The sequence below is a fragment of the Dawidia soli genome, from assembly GCF_018598185.1.
GTDB classification, from domain to species: domain Bacteria; phylum Bacteroidota; class Bacteroidia; order Cytophagales; family Cyclobacteriaceae; genus Ohtaekwangia; species Ohtaekwangia soli.
Genome location: NZ_JAHESC010000020.1, coordinates 96,434 through 116,762 on the forward strand (window position 1 = coordinate 96,434; position 20,329 = coordinate 116,762).

Sequence of the window (20,329 nt, forward strand, 5' to 3'; positions counted from 1 at the left end):
TTTATTTTTCCCCGAAATCGCTACTTTTACCCTATCACAAACGATAAACCTACCGGTATGAAAAAAATTCTTGTTCCAACCGATTTTTCCAAAGAAGCCAATCTTAGTGCTGACGTCGCCGCCGACATCGCCCGGCGTTCCGGTGCCGAGCTCATCCTGCTGCACGTAATCGAAGAAGCCAGCGAAAGCTCTTTCAGTGTAGAAGGCGAAGCAACCTACGAAGGAAATTGGGAGGATAAGGTGTTTACCTTGAAGCTCATTGAAAAAGCCAAAAAGCAAATGGCCAAGCTTGCCGGCGACGCCAAGTTCGAAGGTGTAAAAGTGCGTCAGGAACTGCGCGTGGGTACGCCCTTTCACGGCATGAATGCTATCATCACCGATCGCAAGGTTGACCTCGTTGTGATGGGTACTGCCGGCCGCACCGAGCTGGAAGACATGATCATCGGCTCGAACACCGAAAAAGTAGTACGCCACTCACACTGCCCCGTACTGACCGTACGCAACAAACCCGCCCGCAAGGAATTTAAGAACATTGTATATGCTACCGCGATGGAAAAAGACGAAGAGATCTTCTCGCGCTTTGTACGCCGCACACAGCAAATGTACGATTCCACCATCCACCTGGTGCGCATCAATACCCCCGGCAACTTCCAGCGCGACACCGTCGTGAAAAAGTATATGGAAGACTTCGCGAAGAAACTGCAACTGAAGAACTATACCATCAACGTGTTCAACGACCTGACCGAAGAAGAAGGCATTGTATACTTTGCTGACAGCATCAACGCCGACCTGATCGCCATGGCGACACACGGCCGCACAGGCTTCGCTCATGTATTGGCCGGCAGCATTGCCGAAGACGTGGTGAGCCACTCCAGACGCCCGGTAATGACCTTCGTCACCAAACGCCGTAAATAACCTTCACCAGGCCCATCGGCACAAAAGGCCACTTCCATTGCGGGAGTGGCCTTTTTTATGGATCAACCGTTTCCTGAAAATGATTAAATTGCTAATCCTTTGCCCTGTCTAACCAATAAAAACACGAATTCCTGCCCATGGAAGAGTTTTTTAGTTTCCTGATCTTTATTATCCTGGTCATTCTTGTTGTGCTGATCGCCAACCTGCGCACCAAGCTGCAAAACCAGATCACCGTCCTGCAATTGAAGATCGACGATCTCAAAGCCGAGCTTGGTAAAGTCCGGTTTAAAGAAGGCCCCATACCGGCACCCACGTCCCCCCGCGAAGAGGTAAAGCCACAGCCAGCCATCCCCTCGGTACCGCCCGTGCCCGTATCGCGGCCCGTTACGCCGCCGCCCATACCCACACCGGTGCCACCACCGGTTGTGCCGCCCGTACAGGCCCCGGCGCCACCCAAACCCAAAACCGTAGCACCCCCGGTGCGGCAGGAAGCCGCTGCAATAACGGTCCGGCCACTGTCGGAAACCATCACGCCCCCGCCGGCATACGTGCCCCCGGCCCCCAAACCGGCCAAACCCGGGTTCTTCGAACGCAACCCCGACCTGGAAAAATTCATCGGCGAGAACCTGGCCAACAAGATCGGTATCGGCATCCTGGTACTCGGCATCGGTTTCTTTGTGAAATATGCCATTGACCAGCAATGGATCAACGAGATCGGCCGCGTGTTCATCGGCATTCTCTGCGGCGGCATCCTGCTGGGCGTCGCGCACCGCCTGCGCAAGACCTTCGCGCCCTTTAGCTCCGTGCTCGTAGGCGGCGGTATCGCCGTGTTATACTTTACGATAGGAATAGCCTTCCACGACTATCAGCTCTTTTCACAGACCGCCGCGTTTTTACTCATGGTAGTGATCACCGGCTTTGCCATTGTGTTGTCCCTGGGCTATAACCGCATCGAGCTGGCCGTACTGGCCATCCTCGGCGGCTTTGCCACACCCATCATGGTCAGCACCGGCGAAGGCAATTACGTCGTATTGTTCACCTACATCCTCATACTGGACATCGGCATGCTTGTCCTGGCATATTACAAGAAGTGGAACCTGGTGAACATCGTGTCATACGTATTCACGATGATCTTGTATTTCACCTGGCTCGCCGGTCGCTTCGACAGCGAGAACATGGGCATGGTGGCGGGCGCGCTGATATTTGCCACGTTGTTCTATATCGTGTTCTTCCTCATGAACGTCATCAACAACCTGCGCCAGCGCACAACCTTCAAGGCTATCGAGATCAGCCTGCTGCTCAGCAATACATTCCTGTATTACACCGCCGGCATGATCATCCTGCGCGAAGCCCCCGCCAGCGACTTCCGCGGGTTGTTCACGGCAACGTTGGCAGTCTTCAACTTCGTCTTTGCATACAGTCTGTATAAAAACACACGTGTCGACCGCAACCTGGTTTTCCTGTTGATCGGCCTGGTGCTGACCTTCATCAGTCTGGCAGCCCCGGTGCAGCTGGAAGGGAATTATATCACACTCTTCTGGGCAGCCGAAGGCGTACTGCTGTTGTGGCTGTCGCAAAAGTCAGGCATTCGCCTGATGAAAGTGGGCTCCGTGCTCGTCATGATGCTCATGGGCTGCAGCCTGATCATGGACTGGGAACAACTCTACCGGCCGGCGCAGGAATACATGCCGGTAGTGTTGAACAAAGCCTATATCACCGGCGTGGTATCGCTCATCTCCATCGCCTTAACCGTGTACTTCCTCCGGTTTGAAACGGATGAACGCGACGCCGACTACATGGGCCCGTACCGTCAGACATTGATTGTTGCGGGCGTATTGGTCCTGTATGCATCACAATACCTCGAATTACAATATCAGATTTACCGCTTTGTAGAAGCCGGGAGCGCCGGGCTGATCATTATCGGCGCCTATAACATGCTGTTCATCGCCGGCCTGCTGATAGCAGTAAAACGCACGTCATATCCCGATCGCATAAAACAAGCCTTTGCGCTGTCGGGACCCGTGGCGATGTTCTCCTTCCTGTTATTCTATCATAGTCAGATCATCGACGCACGCGATGGCTACCTGATGGGCGATATATCCGGCACCGGGTTTGCGTTCCACTACATATATGTCGTATTGCTGTTGGTGGTATGCATCCTAACCCTGCGCCAGGTACGCGAGATGAAAGCCTTTAACGCTTCCACCGGCAATCTGTACGCCTGGTTCTACGTATTCTTCTTTGTATTCCTGGCCAGCGCCGAGCTGGATCACGGCATTCTGCTGTTGGCAGGACCGGCAGATAGCGATGCCCTCGACCACATACTCCGCCAGAACCACAAGATCGGCTTCCCCATCCTCTGGGGACTGGCAGCATTCCTGCTGATCTTTATCGGCCTGCGCCAACGCAGGAAACACCTGCGGATCATCTCGCTCACGTTGCTCCTGGTCACACTGCTCAAGCTGTTTATTATGGACTTGAAAGGAATCTCCGAAGGCGGCAAGATCGCAGCCTTTATCTCGCTGGGAGTATTGCTGCTGGTCGTATCGTTCATGTACCAGCGTCTTAAAAAACTGTTGCTGACCGACGAGCCCGCAGCGCCGGAAACGTCCACACTACCGACAGGGAATGAAGAGATACCGGGTACGGAAATAAAAGGAGAGAACGCATGAGAAAGTTTGTAGGCGCATGGATAGCAGGGTGGCTGATCGGCATCGCCGCCCAGGCGCAGGAGTTTCACGCCGTGGCTACGCTGCCTTCAGTAGCCGCCGACGGTTTCTATCGGGTACAGCTGTCACCCGCGGTAACACCGTATCTCAACAGCACGTTTTCCAACGCGCGCATCTACGACGCTCAGGGACGGGAAGTGCCCTATGTCTTCCAGGAAGAACAGCCGTTATATGCGCACCAGCAATTCCGCGAATATACCATCGTCGAAAAAACACAGGAGCCGAAGTGTTGCACCTCTCTTGTGCTGAGCAATCCCGATCGCCGCCCCATCAATAACATCAGCCTGCAGATCCGCAATGCCGATGTGAGCAAAGAGGCTATATTGTCAGGCAGTGATGATCGTACGAATTGGTTTGTGATTCGCGACCGGTTTAGGTTGACGGCGTCGGATAACGCGAATGGCACCGCAGAGGTCAAAGCCGTAAACTTTCCGCTGAGCGACTACGCATACTACCGGTTGCAGATCGCCGACTCGACCAGCGGCCCCCTGAATATTCTGAAGGCCGGGTATTATGACGTGCTGACCTATACAGGCGCGTACGCGGAAGTTCCCGTACGACAAATGCTCGTGACCGACACGACCGCCAAAAAACAAACGTATATCCGGTTGATGTTCGATACGCTGCACGTAGTGGATAAGGTCATGTTGACAATGACCAATGCACCCTATTTTCTGCGCCAGGCAACGGTTTATGCACGGCACACACGTACCACGAAGAAAGGCGACGTAGCCTATTACACACCCGTAACAAAGCTCGAAGTCAGCTCGAAGCAAGCATCGGAGGTATACCTGGAGGCCGTAAAGACAACCGAGCTCATGATAGCCGTCGACAATGAAAACAACCCGCCGTTGACCGTGGCGACCGTCAAAGCCAGCCAGTTGAACCGGTATTTGATCGCCTGGCTAAAGAAGGGCGAAGCATACACCATGAAGTTCGGTCCCGACGACCTGGGCATGCCCGGCTACGACCTCGCATACTTCCGCGATAGCATCCCCAACAACCCCGGCCTGATGGCCGTCGGTCCCATTACCGCCCTACACAAACCACAGGCAGAGGACTCCACCCCCACGATCTTTACAAATCGCAACATCGTCTGGGTAGCAATCGTAGCAATTATTGCCATACTCGGCTTCATGACGCTACGCCTGGCCAAAGACGCCAAAAAAGATTCTTAAAAGTCGGATACAAAACAAAGAGCTAAGGGGGAGTAGGGGCGTAGCCCCTACAAACACAAACCTGGCGCAAGTCTTCCGACGGAGGGAGGGCGACTTGTGCCCAGCACTGTTCATGTGCGCAAGGGAGGGGGTCTCCGACCGCCGGCCGCCCCGCAAATTGTTTTCGAGCCCCACGGGCAACAGCCATCAGTTGCCATCACAGGTATTTATAACGCGCCCACAATGTCTTCTTATACAAGCGCACAACGCAGCCGGTAGTGCCCACCGCCGTAGCCAGTCTATACACCAACAAGCAGTCAAAGCTTATAAGCCTGTCTTGCCAATAGCTTCCAGGCGCCTTTTTGCTTTTGCCACACCAGCAAGATTCCCAGTGATACATTTCCAGGCTTTCCACCATCGTTGGTCTCTGCCTGGAATTTATGACGCACGAGCGCGGTATTATCCGATAGCGTGATCTTCTGTTCCGATAAAGTGATCGAAACAAAATCCGACTGCCCACCGGCAATCGTCTCTACAAACGAAGCCCGGTTTTCGATCTTACCACTGGAGTGGCCGTAGCTGAGATCGTCGGCCGTCAGGTTCTCTAACGCAGCACGGTCTGCATTGACCATGGCCGCGCGCAGTGCTTCCACCGCAGCCGCCACGTCTTTCTCTCCGCCCTTCTGAGCCCAGGCAGGCGCAGCCAGCAGCGCCATCAGCATAATAAGGATACTTGATTTCATAGGATATAAAAGGATATTGGTATACACTAAACAAAAGCACTCTGACCGGTGATCGAGCGGCCTACGATCAACGTGTTGATCTCCTTCGTGCCCTCATACGAATAGATCGCTTCCGCATCGGCCACAAAGCGGGCAATGTCGTATTCGATCAGGATGCCGTTACCGCCAAACAGCTCGCGGGCATGGCTCACGATGTCGCGCGTACGTAACGTGCAAAACACCTTGGCCAAAGAAGCCTGCTCGTCCGTCAGCTTGCCATTGTCCTGCAGTTGTGAAAGCCGGCACACCATGGTCTGCATAGCCGTAAGGTTACTCAGCATTTGTACAAGCAAGTCTTGTACCATCTGGAAGCTGCTGATCGTGCGGCCGAACTGTTTTCGCTCGTTCGTATAACGCAGCGCGCTTTCATATGCGCCACGCGCACAGCCCACGGCTTGCCAGGCAACCCCGGCGCGTGTCATGCGCAGTACGTTGGCAGTGTCTTTGAACGAGTTGGCGTTTTGCAAGCGGTTACGTTCAGGTACGGCACAGTTTGTAAGCGTAATGAGCGCGTTCTGCACAATGCGCAGCGCCATCTTACCACGGATCTTGTCAGCCTGAAAGCCTTCTGATCCCTTTTCAACAATAAAACCTTTGACGTTTCCATCATCGAGGTCACGCGCCCAGATCACCACGAGGTCGGCAAACGTAGCGTTACCGATCCATTTCTTCTGGCCATTGAGGATCCACGTATCACCTTCACGCTTACACGTACACGTCAGGCCGCCCGCCGCACCCGAGCCCACTTCTGGCTCGGTCAAACCAAAGGCGCCGATCTTTTCCATGCGTTGCATCGGCGGCAGCCACTGCTGCTTTTGTTCTTCCGAACCGCAGTAATAGATCGAGCCCATCGCCAGACCGCTTTGAACACCAAAGAACGTGGAGGTAGAACAATCGACACGCGCCATTTCCATTGCCAGAAAACCTTCTAACAAGCTGGACTTCCCCGGGCAACCATATCCCTCGTACGTCAGGCCGCAGATGTTGAGCTTGGCCATCTCGGGAATGATGTGATGCGGAAATTCATCCTTGAGCCAGTACTCGTTGGCAATGGGCGCGATATGCTCGCGCATAAACTCCCGCACCTGGAGCTGGATGGCCCGTTCTTCGGGCGTAAGCCACTGGTGCAGGTCGTAGAAGTCGCCGTCTATTTCCGGAAAGGCGTGTTTCTTCTTCCCGCCTTCCATGAACTTCATGAGCTTTTGCAGGTCTTCCTGCTTCATCGAGCTGACCAGCCCGACCATTTTATTCAGGTCTACCTTTTCGGCCAGCACACCGATCTTGTCGAGGTCGAGCTGCTGGAATAGTCCTACCGTGGCTTTTATTTTTTTGAAGATAGACATATACAGGGTGTTGACGAATACAGCCAAAGTAAACATAATTTGGGTTCGCCTGACACCAGCTGTGGAAGATTGGATACGGACCCCACGGGGAATATGTGAGGGGTGCTTTTAAGATATTGTTTTACAGGCACTTGGAGGTACTTTGGACGGCATTTTTGATGGCACAGAAATTTAGCCCCCATCGGGAAATAACACTAAAAAGATACCATTATGGCAACGATAGAAAAAAATTACGAAGTGGATAACCGCACCGGGTTAAACCACGAAGGACGCGATGCAAACACGCCGGTACGCCGTCTCACGGCAACGTCTATTATCGGCGACCGCGTAGAAAACGAACAGGGCGACAACCTGGGTAAGATCGAAAACCTCATGGTCAACCTTGAAGACGGAGGCATTGAATACGCCGTCATCGACTTTGGCTCATTCCTCGGCATGGGCGGCAAGCTCTTTGCTATACCTTTCTCCGAACTGCTCCTCGACGAAGACCGCGAGCTGTTCATCCTCAAGCGCAGCAAAGACTACCTGAAACAGATCCCAGGCTTTGACAAGAACCACTGGCCCGACACGAACGACCACTCATACTTCAACGACGTAAACACGTATTGGGGCGCACCCTATCCGCACTATTAACAATACTCAGGTATAGACGTAATAAAGGCGGTCCCGAAATTCTCAGGGCCGCCTTTATTTTTACGGAGCACCGAAAAAGTTTGGGGTGATAGGGGCGGAGCTCTACACGGGACCTGGCGCAAGTCTTCCGACCGAAGGGAGGGCGACTTGTGCCCAGCACAGTTCGTGCACTCAATGGAGGGGGTCTCCGACCCCCGGCCGCCCGGTAAATTGTTTTCGAGCCCCACAAGCAACAGCCATTAGTCCACACCTGCCGTATAATTATTATATATCCGAATATGCCGTAGCATTCAACAGATACTGCGTATTCTTCAACATGTTATTCTTATACTCCGGCGCCGCCAGCAACTTCTTCCACGCTGCGTCCTCCGTAAACGTCTTCCAATGCTCCTCGCGCGAAGCGCGGTTATCAAACGAGGTCATATACATGAAGTTCGGCCGGTTAGCGCCTGCCAGCACTTCAGCATAGAACACTGCATTAAAGCCAAGACGGTGAAAGAGCTTGATCTCTCCCCCTTCGTTAAACATATGGATCTTGTTACGCGAGATTTTTTCCGTATGCCCCTCATAGCTGCGCAACTCGTAAACACGGTTAGACTGTGGACCGGTAAGCTTTGGCAAGGTCATGACCGGCGCGTCGGCAAACGCCTTCAGCAGGATCGTCTCGATGCGGCTATACGGTGGTGAGGTGTAGGGGGCATCGATGTAGTCGCGCCCTGCCGCTTGATATTGTTTATCTTTTTCCAGGGTTTCGTTAAGGGTCGTGAACTGTTCTACTGTCTGGTAGGGGATCAGCACGACAATGCGCTTGCCGGCATAAGCGGTGTCGGTGGCGATGGGCGTGAAAACGCCTACGCGGGCAATACCGGCGCGGTGCAGGGCAGGCAGGTAGGCATCCTTCAGGAACCGGTGCAGGCGGTCGGCCTGATCGGGTTGGTTGATATGGTAGATGCGGATCTCATAGAATTCGCGCTTGGGAGCCGTCCTGGCATACGTGGCCAGACCGGCCAGCAGCAGACAGAAGAAGGAGAAAAATTTCATCATAATCGGATGGTTGTGTTCGAACGAAGGTAACAAACGTTTTCATAACGCAATTCAGGGGATGTGACCAACCGGCGAAAAGGCAGGAGCAATGGTCGGAAAGAAAATAATTGAATATGGAAATATAACTGAACGAACATTCATTTATATTTGTGCCGTTATGCGAGCACGCGACGAACAGAAGGAAGAGGCCATCCGGCAGGAAGCGCTCAAGATGATCGTAGAAGAGGGGTTCGATGGATTGAGCATGCAAAAGCTGGCAAAGGCCGCGGGTGTATCACCGGCGACTATCTATATCTACTATAAGGACCGCGACGATCTGATCGTGCAGCTGTGGGTGCACGAAATGAATAAAATGATCGACGCCACCTTAAAAGATTTTGATCCCGATGCGCCCTTTGCCGAGGGACTACGCGTACAGTGGATGAATCGGGCGCACTACAGCATCGACAATCCCCTGAACTCGGAATTTCTCGAACAGATAAAACATTCTCCCTATCATTACGTCTCCATCGACAAGGTGGATCCCCGGTTCCTCGACGCCATGCAACGGTTTGTACACAACGGCATTCGCCGCAAGGAGGTCGTGAAGCTGCCGATGGAAGTATACTGGTCTGTCGCATTCGCGCCCCTGTATAACCTGGTGCGCATGCACATGGCCGGTCGTGGACTCGGAGGTCGTCAGCCGTTTACGCTCGACGATAAGATGTTGGAACAAACACTCAAACTTGTGATTAAAGCGCTGACGCCATGAGAGTAAGATCCTTAACCCCTTCTGCTATGACACGATACCCGCAAGAGACGCCGACCATTCTGGTGTTGAAGACCAACATTGCCGACCAGGCATGCCTCAACAAAATTGCTCCCGTGTTGAGCGGTGACAAACGCATTCTGCGGTGGAACGTAGACCAGCAGGACATAGACAATGTGTTGCGCATCGAGTGCGAGGAGCTCACGTATGAAGACATCTTCCACATGGTCTTAAAGGCCGGCCTGTGGTGTGAAGAATTGCCCGACTAAGCCGGCCGTATAAACTCGACTAGAATTATGACCAAAGAAAAACTTTTCACCCGATATGAATCCTTCGTGATAGCCGTCTTGGCGTTCATCCAGTTTACCGTTATTCTTGATTTTATGGTGTTGTCGCCGCTGGGCAACATCGTGATGCCGGCGCTTCAAATGAGTCCGGCCCAGTTCAGCCGCGTCGTGGCAGGCTATGCCATAAGTGCAGGCATCTCGGGCCTGGTGACGGCCAGTTTTGCCGATAAGTTCGATCGCAAAAAAATGTTGCTTTTCTTTTATGTAGGCTTTGTGATCGGAACAGCGTTGTGTGCGCTGGCAACAGACTACACGTCGCTGCTCCTGGCGCGTATCGTAACCGGTATATTCGGTGGTGTAATCAGTTCCATTACATATGCCATCATTACCGACCTCTTTCGCCTGGAAGTGCGTGGTCGTGTCATGGGCTTTGTACAAATGGCGTTTGCCGCCAGCCAGGCACTAGGTATTCCCGCGGGATTAAAACTGGCTACCATGTTTGAATGGCATGTGCCCTTTACCATGATTGTAGGCATTAGTATCGTTGCCGGTATCATCATCGCGCTTTATCTGAAACCCGTGGCGGATCACCTACAGGAACGCGCGCGCGTCAACGCCTTCCGGCACCTGGTCTCAACCCTACAAAAGCCGCATTATCTACGCACATTTGCTGCGACTACGCTGTTGGCCACGGGCGGTTTTATGCTGATGCCGTTCGGAACCGAATTCATGGAGCATAATCTGAAGATAGATAAAGAAATAATTTATCTGGTATATATATTCACAGGTATCTGTACCATCATTACAGGGCCACTCATTGGAAAATTCAGTGACTCGGTTGGTAAATACCCGGTGTTCGTTGCCGGTTCGATTCTGAGCATTATCATGGCCATCGTCTATTGCAACCTGGGCATTACACCTCTATGGGTTGTTACCATCTTGAGCATGGTCATGTTTGTGGGCGTATCGTCTCGTATGATTTCGTCTTCCGCACTGATTTCGGCAGTACCTGTGCCGGCAGACCGGGGTGCTTTCATGAGTATAAACTCAGCGGTTCAGTACATCGCTGGTGGGATTGCAGCGGTCATCGCCGGACAGATTATTGTCAAGCGACCGGATGGCTACCTCGAACACTATAACAGGCTGGGCTATGCGGTAACGATCTCCATGCTGATAACGATCGCCCTGATGTATTTGGTGCATCGCTACGTTCAGCGAAACTCGTCTAAAACCGAGGGCAAGCCAGTGGTGAACGCAGAATCAGAAGTGTCGGTGGCAGCTACTAAGTAGGGGGAAACGCTCGCTTCAGCGGAACCAGCAAGTACTCAAGCCCGTTGATCTTGATCTCATAGATCGTAGATAAGATCATGCCCAGTTTGCCCGCGGGAAAACCCTCGCGGGCAAACCACTCTAAATAGTGCACGGGCAAATCACAGATGATCGTGTCCTTGTATTTGCCGAACGGCATCCGCATGGTCACGATCTTTTTTAATATATCGGGGTCGGTGGCCTGGGGCATTACGGGTTCCATACGTCGTTGGCTTATACAGATTGCAATAACTCTTCACGATACTTGGTCAGGATACTGGACTTCGATACAAACCCCAGGTACGTCGTGTTGTCGACCACCGGTAAATTCCACTGGTTGGTCTCTTCAAACTTCTTGAGAATGGTATGAAAGTTATCCTGCGGCGAAATAACTGCCGGCAGCGGGCTCATCAGGTCACGCACCCAGACCTTTTCATACTGGTCATGCTTGAAGATGATGTTCCGCACGTTGTCGAGATAGACCAGGCCCACCAGCTCGTTATCGTTCAGCACCGGAAAGATGTTGCGCTTAGAAATCGAGATGGCTTTCACCAGGTCTTGTAACGACTCGTTGGAACGGATCACCGAGAAGTTTTTCTCGATCAGGTCCATCAGCTCCAGGCGGCTCAGCAGCGACTTGTCACGGTCCTCGATCGGCGACCGCAGCTTCAGCGACAGCTTCTTGCCCTCCATCGACAGCGGCTCGACGTAGTGGGTCACCACGGTGCTGATAGCCGCTACCAGCATCAGCGGGATCATCAGCTCATAGCCGCCGGTGATCTCGGCAATAAGGAACACCGCCGTCAGCGGCGCATAGAACACACCGGCCAGCAAACCCGCCATGCCGACCAGCGCAAAGTTAGTCTCGGGAATATGTGTCAGTCCTGAAAGGTTAATCACTCGGGCAAATATAAATCCCAGGTACGCCCCCATAAACAACGAAGGGCCGAAGCTGCCACCGTTGCCACCGCTGCCGATCGTGAGCGCGGCCGCCACACATTTCAGCAACGCAGCGCCCCCCAGAAAGATCAACAGGATAGATTCCGACGAGATAGCATCTTGAAAGATACTGTTCTGAGCCAGCTCGGCCGGCTTCAGCTGTGACAATACCTTGATCGTTTCATACCCTTCGCCAAAAAGCGGCGGAAAGATCAGCAACAGGAGCATGAGACACACACCGCCGATGATGACCCGCACGGTATTGTTGCCGATACCGCGCATCTTGCCGGTCACCCACTCAAACGTGCGCGCAAAGTATAGCGAGAGCAACCCCGTCAGAACACCCAGGGCGATGTACCACGGCACATTGTAGTAGTTGAACGGTTCTGTTAATGCGAACGAAAGCACAACACCTTGTGCCAGGATGATCTTGGAGAGCAGAGCACCACACGCCGCCGAGATGATCAGCGGTATGAACGCCGAGGCGCTCACATCGGTCAGCAACACCTCGATCGCAAAAAGCACCCCCGCGATCGGTGAGCTGAAGGCCGCGGCAATGCCAGACGCCGCGCCACACGCCAGGAGGATCGTGCGCTCCTTGTACGATAGCCGGTACGTGCGCCCGTAGTTGGAGCCAATGGCCGACCCGGTTGTTACCATCGGCGACTCCAACCCCGTCGAGCCACCAAAGCCAACCGTGAGGGCAGCCGTGACCAGGTGCGTGTACATCTGGCTGGAAGGCAGCACACTTGATTTTTTGGCAATGGCATAAGCAATCTCGGCCGTGCCTTTTTTGAATTCACCCTTCAGCGCCTTCTGCACGTAAAAAACAGTCAGGCCAATGCCGATCATCGGAAACAACGTGAAGAGAAAGAACTCTTCATAGTTGTGCGAGTAATAGACCACCAGCCGCTCGATGGAGTGAACGAAGTATTTCAGAATGATGGCCGCCAGCCCCGACGAAAGTCCCACAATGATGCTGGAAAGTATAAAGAACTGTCGTACCGAGAGTTTTTCACGCACGTACAACATCAATCGGCTTACGAAGCCATGAACACGTCTAATCATTCCTGCGGCGTTTGGAGGTGGGCAAGATAGGAAAGATCACCGGTTCTCCCAACCTGCATACTTCGAACGAAAGTAGAGCATCGACGCCAGGATGAGCACTGCGCCCAGCAGGGATACGATGTAGCCGGAGTGGATGAACACGTGTACCCAACTGACTTCGGCGTAGCCAAATTCCTTGAAGAACAGTACACTGATACTGCCCAGGTAACCAAAGGAGTCGGCCATGTACATGATAAATCCCACCGTACCGGCGTAACGGAACGTGGCGATAAGACGGTCAAAAAAAATGCTGTTGAACGGCACATAGCCCAGGTACAATCCCAGGCCGATCAGGATCATCCACGCAGGCGCACCGATGGTATGCTGTTCAAATAAAAAAGTACTCACGCCGATCAGGATCATGCCTGCGGCAATGATGAGGTGATTGATCATCAACGCACGCGCATTATTCCGGATCAGCATGATGCTGCCGATAATGATCAGCACAGCAATGGACACCGGCACTTCCGTGGCCGTGAAGATGCCGGCCGATTGCCCATACCCCAGCGTCTTCCAAACCTCGGCCGAGAAGTTATCGCGAAAATCGCGGAACGTCGTCAATAAAATATACGTCAGCGTAAACAGAATAATGCCCGGCAGAAAGGTGCGCACAAAACGTCTGCGCTCGGCGCCATCCATCGGTTGCCGGCGCGTACGCAACGCCTCGTCCAGGGGCGATGGTGGCGGCAACTTGTCGACAAGCCACAAGAAGATGAGCATCGGTATGGCAAAGAGTAAACAGGCCACAAAGGGCATCCACATCTCGGGTACGTGCCAGTCGCGCATGATAAAGGCCCCCGAGGAACGCGAGAGACCTCCCGAGAAGATAAAGCTCACCGACAACGCCGCCGTCAGTACTTCGGTGGTGCGTCGCCCCTCCAGGTAGCCGAACACCATGCCCCACACCATGCCGAGCGGGAAGCCGTTGGTAAAGATGAAGAGAATATTGTACGGCGGCGGCACCAGGGCGAAGAGCAGCCACGAGAGGCTGGCCACCCCGGTCATCAACAGAATGCCAAAGGCGCGGGAACGCGCCTTGAGCTCGGCGATAACCTTGATGCCGATAACCTTCGAGAGCGCATAACCCAATACCTGGGCGATGACGAGCCAGACCTTATAGCTGACGCCCGCGAAGACAAGCCCCTCAAACGTCGCGGCGGTGAATGCCTTACGAAATGCAAAGATGCAGGTATACAGACAAAACGCGGCTACCGATGCGTAGAGCGTAAACCAGAATGTATTTGCGCTTTTGAGCCAGCGCGTGAGCGGATGTTCGACAAGGGAAGAAGCCATACACATACCGGCGCGCCGGCGCCTGGTGCAATATGGCTATTTTTTGATAAAATCTATTTCGACAGCAGGAAGCTCACAACCAGCATCACCACCTTGCGCCGCGATCGGTTGACCGGCAGGTGAGGAGCAGAGGTGTTAAAGTAGATCGAGTCGCCTTCGTCCAGGCGGATCGTTTCCTGGTTGATCTGATACTCGCAGCTTCCCGACAGGATATATTGAAACGCATAGCCGTCGGTGGTGGTGGGTCGACCCTTCGCGCCGGGGTCCAGCGTCAGCAGCATCGCCTCCATGGCGCAGTTGGGAATGTTTTGCGAGAGAATATATTGATAGTGAAAACCGGCGCCGGCTTCGCGGTCGATGGACGTGCATTCGCCCTTCTTCACGAGCAGGTATTCGCGCCCGTTCAGCAGCACCATTTCTTCAAAAAATTCCTTTAAGGAGATATCGAGCGACTGCAGGATCATGATAAAGACCGGCAGGGAAGGGATGGTGCGTGAATTCTCTACTTTGGAGAGCAGCCCTTTGCTGACGTTCGAGCGCAGGGCGAGTTGTTGGATGGTGTAGTTCTTTTCGAGCCGTACAGACCGTATCTTTTTAGCGATCCGTGACACTACTTCATTGTCGATCATACCCGGTTGAGGTTTCCTGGCGGTAAACATAAACAATCCTTGCAGCCCTGCGTACCTCCCAAACCACGCCGCACGGCGTGTTAAACCAATGTTATCCCCCGCAAACCATTTCCCGAGGGAAAACCGGCAGGCCCGTGCAGCCAGCTCGTAAACGTTAATAGAAGTTTAATGTGCCGCAGGATGGGTAGGGTAGACGGGAAACGAAAAAAGCCGCCCCAGCGACTGGGACGGCTTCCTATATATACACCGCCGGCAGCTTATGCCACCTGAGCCGATAATTTTTGATTCAGCACCGACTTGGGCACAGCACCAACTTGCTTGTCAACCACCTGGCCGCCTTTGAACACCAGCAGGGTCGGGATGCTCCGCACACCGAAACGAGCCGTTACAGTCGGGTTTTCATCGACATTCAATTTGCCGATAACTGCTTTGCCTTCGTAATCGCCGGCGAGTTCTTCTACCACCGGTCCGATCATCTTACAGGGACCACACCATTCGGCCCAGAAGTCTACCAATACAGGCTTATCAGAATTTATGATCTGATCGAAGTTAGCATCTGTAAGTTCAATTGCTTTTCCCATGAGAGTTATGTGTTATAAATTATGTTCTTTCAATAAGTGTCGTCTTCTTTTGTTATCAGAAGGTGGTTCACATTCACTTATCCCAACACAAAGGTAATTTATTTAGTTCAAAGTTCGTGCCTGCCCCTGCCGGCAGGCAGGCTTGCCTGCGTACCGGTTAAAAAACCACTTCCACGTCTATTTCTCCCGCTTTTTTCATTTGTTTGACCATGTCGTTTACCGGGTTGACACGAAATTTTCGGCTCATCAGCTCCAGGTTGATCCTTTCCTGGTCGTCCGTCAGCTTCAGGTACAACGGCGTGTTACCCGAAAATTCCTGGCAAACCGTCTCGATCTTGCCGATCAGGTCGCGGGTCAGCTCCCGGGTATTCATGCGGATCTTAACCCCCTTGCTGCGCTTCACACCGATCTCGTTCAACAGGTCGATGTTGCGTATCTTAAACTCCACGTTCTGCTGGCCCCAGTTGTTTTTCACCACCGCCCCCTCTATAAAGAGAAACCAGCCAAGGCTCATAAAGTTCTTGAACTTCAGGTAATCTTCGCTAAAGAGCACGAACGAATAGTTGCCGGTGTAATCCTCGACCGTAAACTTGCCAAAAGGCTTGCCGGTCTTGGTCGTGCGGTGCTCGACTACCGACACAATGCCCCCGAGCTTCAGCTCCCGGCCCAGCAGCGGGTCCAGCTCGGACAGCTTATTACACGTAATGGTGCAGAAGTGATCCATCTCAAACTTGAAGTTGTCAAGCGGGTGCCCGGAGATATAGATACCGACCACCTCTTTTTCCAGGTTGAGCTTTTCGATCTCGCTGTAAGGCTCCACGTACTCGATACGCGGCTTGGGCATCGATGTGCCGCTGCCGCCGCCGAAGAGGCTTGCTTGAGCGCTTTGCTCGTCTTGCTGCGTTTTGATGGCAAACTTGATGGCCTTTTCCAGCAGGCTGATGTCGCCGTCTTTGGCAAACACATACTGCCGGCGGTGTACACCTTCAAAACAATCGAGCGCTCCCGACAGCGCCAGGCATTCAAGCGTCTTTTTGTTAACCGACCGTTGCGCCATGCGCTTGGTCAGATCGAAAATGTCTTCAAAGGGCCCACGGGCGTCGCGCTCCTGAATGATGGCATCCACGGCTGCTTCGCCGGCACCCTTGATAGCCCCCAGACCGAAGCGGATCTCGCCGGCCTTGTTTACTTCAAAGAATATACCCGACTCGTTCACGTGCGGGCCCAGTACTTTTATACCCAAACTGCGGCATTCTTCGATAAAGAAGGTAACGTTCTCGAGGTTGCTCTGCGAGTGCGTCAATACCGCCGCCATATACTCGGCCGGATAGTTGGCTTTCAGGTAAGCGGTATGATAGGCAACCAGCGAATAACAGGTAGAGTGCGATTTGTTAAAGGCGTATTGCGCAAAAGCCTCCCAGTCGGTCCAAACCTTTTCACAGATCTCCTTGGCGTGGCCGCGTTCACCGGCACCCTTGATGAATTTGTCTTTCATCTTGTCCAGTACCGCCTTTTGCTTTTTACCCATCGCTTTCCGCAGTACGTCGGCATCACCCTTGCTAAAGCCCGCCAGGCTCTGCGACAACAACATAACCTGTTCCTGGTACACCGTGATACCGTACGTCTCTGCCAGGTATTCCTCCATCGGGGCCAGGTCGTAGGTGATCGGCTCGCGCCCGTGCTTGCGGTTAACGAACGCCGGAATATATTCCATCGGCCCCGGACGATACAGGGCGTTCATGGCAATAAGATCTTCGAATTTGTCGGGCTTGAGCTGACGCAGGTATTTCTGCATGCCCACACTTTCAAACTGGAACGTACCTGTGGTTTCGCCGCGTTGAAAGAGCTGATAGGTAGCCGGGTCGTCCAGCGGGATCTCGTCGACAACGATGTCGATGCCGCGGCTCTTCTTCACGTTCCGCACGGCCGTGTTGATGATGGAGAGGGTCGTTAACCCCAGGAAGTCCATCTTCAGCAGCCCCGCGCTTTCCACCACGCTGTTGTCAAACTGCGTGACAAGCATTTCAGAATCCTTGGCCGTTGACACCGGCACGAACTTGGTCAGATCGTCGGGCGTAATGATCACACCGCACGCATGCGTACCCGTGCTTCGCACCGAGCCTTCGAGGATCAACGCCTGCTTCAGAACGTCTGCGCGCAGGTCGGTGCCGTTCTTGATGTCTGCCAGTTCCCTGACTTCGTCAAACGCCATGTCCAGCGACGTGCCCGGTTTCTCCGGGATCATCTTCGCCAGCAGGTTGGCATCCGCCAGCGGCAGCTCCATCACGCGCGCGCAGTCACGAATGGACGACTTGGCCGCCATGGTACCATACGTAATGATCTGGGCAACCTGCGTCTTGCCATATTTATCGATCACGTATTTTAATACGCGGTCGCGACCCTCGTCGTCAAAGTCGATATCGATATCGGGCAGTGATACGCGATCCGGGTTAAGAAAACGCTCGAACAGCAGATCGTATTTGATCGGGTCCACGTTAGTGATACCGATGGCGTACGCTACCGCCGACCCCGCGGCCGAACCCCGGCCCGGCCCAACCGATACACCCATTTCGCGCGCACGCGAGGTAAAGTCCTGTACAATGAGGAAGTAGCCCGGATAACCCGTCTTCTGGATCGTATCCAACTCAAAGTCCAGGCGCTCACGGATCTCCTGCGTGATCTCGGGATAACGCTTCTCAGCACCCTTGTAGGTCAGATAGCGCAGGTAAGCATCCTGGCTTTCGAACTCCGGTGGAATGTCGAACTTGGGCAGAAGCACGCTGCGCTCGAGCGTATACGGCTCGATCTTGTCAAGGATCTCGCTGATCGTCTCGACCGCTTGCGGCAGGTCGCGGAAGATGGATTTCATCTCGTCCTGCGACTTCAGATAATATTCGTTGTTGGCCAGGCCGTAGCGCGTGCCCCGGCCGTAACCGATCGGCGTCGACTTGAACTCGCCTTCCTTGATACACAGCAATACATCGTGGGCGTTCGCCTCCTCTTTGTCGAGGTAGAACGACTCGTTGGCCGCGAAGTATTTCACGCCATACTTCTCCGCAAAGCGCAGCAGCACTTTGTTGACGTGATCTTCCTGCGGAATACCGTGCCGGTTCAGCTCGATGTAAAAGTCCTCGCCAAACAGGTTGTGCCACCATTTGAAAGCCTCCTCGGCCTGCTTCTCACCCACGTTCAGGATGAGGTAGGGCACCTCGCTTGACAGGCCCCCCGTGGTAGCGATCAGGTCCTGCTTATATTCTTCGATCAGCGCCTTGTCGATCCGCGCGTGGATCCCGTACAGACCTTCCAGGAACGCCAGCGAGCTGAGCTTGGCGATGTTGTGATAACCGTTTTTGTTTTTGGCCAGCAGCACCTGGTTAAAGCGCTTGTCCGGAGCGTCCTTTGTAAACTTGTTTTTCCGGCGCTCCTCCGACACATAGAACTCGCAGCCCACAATGGCCTTGATCTCGTGGTTGGTCGCTTCACGCACAAACTTAAAGGCGCCGTACATGTTGCCCAGGTCCGTCAGCGCAATGGCCGGCATGCCCAGGGCCTTCGCCTTGCTGATGATCGATTTGATGTCCGGCGTTGCCTGCAGAACCGAGTACTGCGAGTGCACCCGCAAGTGCACGAACGGCTTGTCCGTCATCGGAGCAACCTCCGTAGACTTCAGGCTGTAGCCGGCGTCTTGTTTCTTGTCGCGCTTGGCAAAGTTGGCCGCTTCCAGGTTGGGAGCTTCGTATACGATCTCTTCCACCGGCGTGGCGTCCAGGGGTTTGACCACCTTGTGGGTCAGCAGGCCAAAGAAGCATCGCGCAGTAGCCGCTACGTCGTATGCCGCGTCGTGGGCAGCATCGAAGCCCAGCCCGAAGAGCTTTTCGTGCAGCTCGATCAGCTTGGGCATCTTCAGCCTGCCGCCGATACCGCCCTGAAGCTGGCAGAAGTCAACAGAGGAAATACCCGTGTCGAGGCGCGCCAGCGTCGTAAACTGCTCGGGCGCAAGCTGCAGGCGCAGGAACTCGGCACCGATAATGTTGATATCGAACTCGATGTTGTGACCCACGAGCAACTGCGTCCGGGTCAGGTCCTGAATAAAGGTACTGAGTACGGTTAACAGGTCGTGACCTTCTTCCTGGGCGCGTTGCGTCGAGATGCCGTGTATTTGCTCGGCGTTGAAGGGAATGTCAAAGCCGTCGGGCCTGACAATATAGTTGTGCTGCGAAATGAGCTTGCCGCGATTGTCGTGAAGCTCCCAGGCCAGCTGCACCAGCCGTGGCCAGTTGTCGAGGTCAGATAACGGGGCCGTTTTATTACGAGGAAGACCGGTGGTCTCCGTATCGAAGATCAAATACATCTACAAAAAATCGTTCAGTGGTTGAGGGTGTAAAGTTAATACACCCCGGCGGCAGGAAAAGTTTTATTTCAATTCAAATCCAAAACTGACATGTAAACGGCCGCCCGCCTCCCGCAGGGTACGGGCATCCGGACCATTTCCATAACACCGCGGTGTTAACCACGCTGGCACCGATCGTACGATACAGCACATGTTTCATTTTGGGAATAATGTTCAAATCTGGATCTGCTATTCGAGAAATTAATTCTCTGAAACTTTGTTATCTGATTGACAACCAAGTCCTTGCTTGTTGGGCCTGATTGTTGGTGTTAACGTGATGTATAACGTAAAATTATGAAGAACTGGCTCAAATGGGTCGTCTCTTTCCTCCGTAAAGAATGGTTCCTCCTGGTGGCGATCGTCGTCATCGCGCTCATCATCTTATTGTTCGAATTCGTTTAGTTTTAGTACATGCAGACAGCTTGAACACCCTCGCCTCACGTG

At 53.5% G+C, this 20,329-nt stretch carries 16 protein-coding genes; 7 read left to right on the forward strand and 9 right to left on the reverse strand.

The genetic code is table 11. The annotated features are described in order from the left end of the window. Nucleotides 1-57: 57 nt before the first annotated feature. The 3 genes from KK078_RS14910 (at nucleotide 58) to KK078_RS14920 (ending at nucleotide 4,822) form a co-directional block, all read left to right on the forward strand. Nucleotides 58-915: a universal stress protein gene (locus KK078_RS14910; RefSeq protein WP_254091083.1), complete on the forward strand. Its 858-nt coding sequence runs from the start codon at nucleotides 58-60 to the stop codon at nucleotides 913-915. A gap of 137 nt (nucleotides 916-1,052) precedes the next feature. Then, nucleotides 1,053-3,587, forward strand: a complete 2,535-nt coding sequence (locus KK078_RS14915; RefSeq protein WP_254091084.1) for a DUF2339 domain-containing protein — start codon at nucleotides 1,053-1,055, stop codon at nucleotides 3,585-3,587. Beyond that, nucleotides 3,584-4,822 carry a DUF3999 domain-containing protein gene (locus KK078_RS14920; RefSeq protein WP_254091085.1) on the forward strand — a complete coding sequence of 413 codons (1,239 nt, stop codon included), beginning with the start codon at nucleotides 3,584-3,586 and terminating at the stop codon, nucleotides 4,820-4,822. Before KK078_RS14915 ends, KK078_RS14920 begins: the two co-directional genes overlap by 4 nt. A 296-nt stretch (nucleotides 4,823-5,118) precedes the next feature. Here the strand turns inward: KK078_RS14920 and KK078_RS14925 are convergent, their stop codons facing one another. Together KK078_RS14925 and KK078_RS14930 are read right to left on the reverse strand one after the other, a co-directional pair. After that, nucleotides 5,119-5,544 carry a nuclear transport factor 2 family protein gene (locus KK078_RS14925; RefSeq protein ID WP_254091086.1) on the reverse strand — a complete coding sequence of 142 codons (426 nt, stop codon included), beginning with the start codon at nucleotides 5,542-5,544 and terminating at the stop codon, nucleotides 5,119-5,121. A gap of 26 nt (nucleotides 5,545-5,570) precedes the next feature. Continuing rightward, a complete protein-coding gene (locus KK078_RS14930; RefSeq protein ID WP_254091087.1) occupies nucleotides 5,571-6,926 on the reverse strand; it encodes an acyl-CoA dehydrogenase family protein in 1,356 nt (451 codons plus the stop codon). A 210-nt stretch (nucleotides 6,927-7,136) separates the two neighbouring features. Between KK078_RS14930 and KK078_RS14935 the strand changes: the two genes are divergently transcribed. Next, nucleotides 7,137-7,559 carry a PRC-barrel domain-containing protein gene (locus tag KK078_RS14935; RefSeq protein WP_254091088.1) on the forward strand — a complete coding sequence of 141 codons (423 nt, stop codon included), beginning with the start codon at nucleotides 7,137-7,139 and terminating at the stop codon, nucleotides 7,557-7,559. Nucleotides 7,560-7,823: 264 nt separating this feature from the next. Here the strand turns inward: KK078_RS14935 and KK078_RS14940 are convergent, their stop codons facing one another. Continuing rightward, nucleotides 7,824-8,603 (reverse strand): NIPSNAP family protein, encoded by a 780-nt coding sequence (locus KK078_RS14940; RefSeq protein WP_254091089.1) that lies wholly within the window; start codon nucleotides 8,601-8,603, stop codon nucleotides 7,824-7,826. Nucleotides 8,604-8,760: 157 nt separating this feature from the next. On the opposite strand from KK078_RS14940, the gene KK078_RS14945 reads away from it, so the two are divergent. The 3 genes from KK078_RS14945 to KK078_RS14955 are packed head-to-tail and all read left to right on the forward strand — an operon-like array spanning nucleotide 8,761 to nucleotide 10,928. Beyond that, entirely contained in the window at nucleotides 8,761-9,354 is a 594-nt protein-coding gene (locus KK078_RS14945; protein ID WP_254091090.1) for a TetR/AcrR family transcriptional regulator, read from the forward strand. A 26-nt stretch (nucleotides 9,355-9,380) separates the two neighbouring features. Next, a complete protein-coding gene (locus KK078_RS14950; RefSeq protein ID WP_254091091.1) occupies nucleotides 9,381-9,620 on the forward strand; it encodes a hypothetical protein in 240 nt (79 codons plus the stop codon). Nucleotides 9,621-9,647: 27 nt separating this feature from the next. Next, nucleotides 9,648-10,928, forward strand: a complete 1,281-nt coding sequence (locus KK078_RS14955) for an MFS transporter (RefSeq protein ID WP_254091092.1) — start codon at nucleotides 9,648-9,650, stop codon at nucleotides 10,926-10,928. On the opposite strand, the gene KK078_RS14960 is transcribed toward KK078_RS14955, so the two are convergent. The 6 genes from KK078_RS14960 to dnaE all read right to left on the reverse strand — a co-directional run bounded on the left by KK078_RS14960 (nucleotide 10,921) and on the right by dnaE (nucleotide 19,846). Further along, nucleotides 10,921-11,169, reverse strand: a complete 249-nt coding sequence (locus tag KK078_RS14960) for a DUF3820 family protein (RefSeq protein WP_254091093.1) — start codon at nucleotides 11,167-11,169, stop codon at nucleotides 10,921-10,923. The genes KK078_RS14955 and KK078_RS14960 overlap by 8 nt on opposite strands. A gap of 11 nt (nucleotides 11,170-11,180) precedes the next feature. Then, nucleotides 11,181-12,953, reverse strand: a complete 1,773-nt coding sequence (locus tag KK078_RS14965; protein WP_254091094.1) for a chloride channel protein — start codon at nucleotides 12,951-12,953, stop codon at nucleotides 11,181-11,183. A 36-nt stretch (nucleotides 12,954-12,989) separates the two neighbouring features. Further along, on the reverse strand, nucleotides 12,990-14,285 hold the full coding sequence (locus KK078_RS14970; protein WP_254091095.1) for a DUF5690 family protein: 1,296 nt from the start codon (nucleotides 14,283-14,285) through the stop codon (nucleotides 12,990-12,992). A 53-nt stretch (nucleotides 14,286-14,338) separates the two neighbouring features. Further along, entirely contained in the window at nucleotides 14,339-14,914 is a 576-nt protein-coding gene (locus tag KK078_RS14975) for a helix-turn-helix domain-containing protein (protein WP_254091096.1), read from the reverse strand. Nucleotides 14,915-15,171: 257 nt separating this feature from the next. Continuing rightward, on the reverse strand, nucleotides 15,172-15,495 hold the full coding sequence (gene trxA, locus KK078_RS14980; protein ID WP_254091097.1) for a thioredoxin: 324 nt from the start codon (nucleotides 15,493-15,495) through the stop codon (nucleotides 15,172-15,174). A gap of 157 nt (nucleotides 15,496-15,652) precedes the next feature. Beyond that, nucleotides 15,653-19,846, reverse strand: coding sequence for a DNA polymerase III subunit alpha (dnaE, locus tag KK078_RS14985; protein WP_254091098.1), 4,194 nt, complete (start codon nucleotides 19,844-19,846; stop codon nucleotides 15,653-15,655). Between the last annotated feature and the right edge of the window lie 483 nt (nucleotides 19,847-20,329).

What these genes read in the sequence shown, in the direction of transcription:
- KK078_RS14975 (WP_254091096.1), bottom strand. Translation starts at nt 14,914, where the DNA reads ATGATCGACAATGAAGTAGTGTCACGGATCGCTAAAAAGATACGGTCT.
- KK078_RS14945 (WP_254091090.1), top strand. Translation starts at nt 8,761, where the DNA reads ATGCGAGCACGCGACGAACAGAAGGAAGAGGCCATCCGGCAGGAAGCG.
- KK078_RS14925 (WP_254091086.1), bottom strand. Translation starts at nt 5,544, where the DNA reads ATGAAATCAAGTATCCTTATTATGCTGATGGCGCTGCTGGCTGCGCCT.
- KK078_RS14935 (WP_254091088.1), top strand. Translation starts at nt 7,137, where the DNA reads ATGGCAACGATAGAAAAAAATTACGAAGTGGATAACCGCACCGGGTTA.
- KK078_RS14965 (WP_254091094.1), bottom strand. Translation starts at nt 12,953, where the DNA reads ATGATTAGACGTGTTCATGGCTTCGTAAGCCGATTGATGTTGTACGTG.
- KK078_RS14915 (WP_254091084.1), top strand. Translation starts at nt 1,053, where the DNA reads ATGGAAGAGTTTTTTAGTTTCCTGATCTTTATTATCCTGGTCATTCTT.
- trxA (WP_254091097.1), bottom strand. Translation starts at nt 15,495, where the DNA reads ATGGGAAAAGCAATTGAACTTACAGATGCTAACTTCGATCAGATCATA.
- KK078_RS14930 (WP_254091087.1), bottom strand. Translation starts at nt 6,926, where the DNA reads ATGTCTATCTTCAAAAAAATAAAAGCCACGGTAGGACTATTCCAGCAG.
- KK078_RS14940 (WP_254091089.1), bottom strand. Translation starts at nt 8,603, where the DNA reads ATGATGAAATTTTTCTCCTTCTTCTGTCTGCTGCTGGCCGGTCTGGCC.
- KK078_RS14920 (WP_254091085.1), top strand. Translation starts at nt 3,584, where the DNA reads ATGAGAAAGTTTGTAGGCGCATGGATAGCAGGGTGGCTGATCGGCATC.
- KK078_RS14960 (WP_254091093.1), bottom strand. Translation starts at nt 11,169, where the DNA reads ATGGAACCCGTAATGCCCCAGGCCACCGACCCCGATATATTAAAAAAG.
- KK078_RS14910 (WP_254091083.1), top strand. Translation starts at nt 58, where the DNA reads ATGAAAAAAATTCTTGTTCCAACCGATTTTTCCAAAGAAGCCAATCTT.
- KK078_RS14955 (WP_254091092.1), top strand. Translation starts at nt 9,648, where the DNA reads ATGACCAAAGAAAAACTTTTCACCCGATATGAATCCTTCGTGATAGCC.
- KK078_RS14950 (WP_254091091.1), top strand. Translation starts at nt 9,381, where the DNA reads ATGACACGATACCCGCAAGAGACGCCGACCATTCTGGTGTTGAAGACC.
- KK078_RS14970 (WP_254091095.1), bottom strand. Translation starts at nt 14,285, where the DNA reads ATGGCTTCTTCCCTTGTCGAACATCCGCTCACGCGCTGGCTCAAAAGC.
- dnaE (WP_254091098.1), bottom strand. Translation starts at nt 19,846, where the DNA reads ATGTATTTGATCTTCGATACGGAGACCACCGGTCTTCCTCGTAATAAA.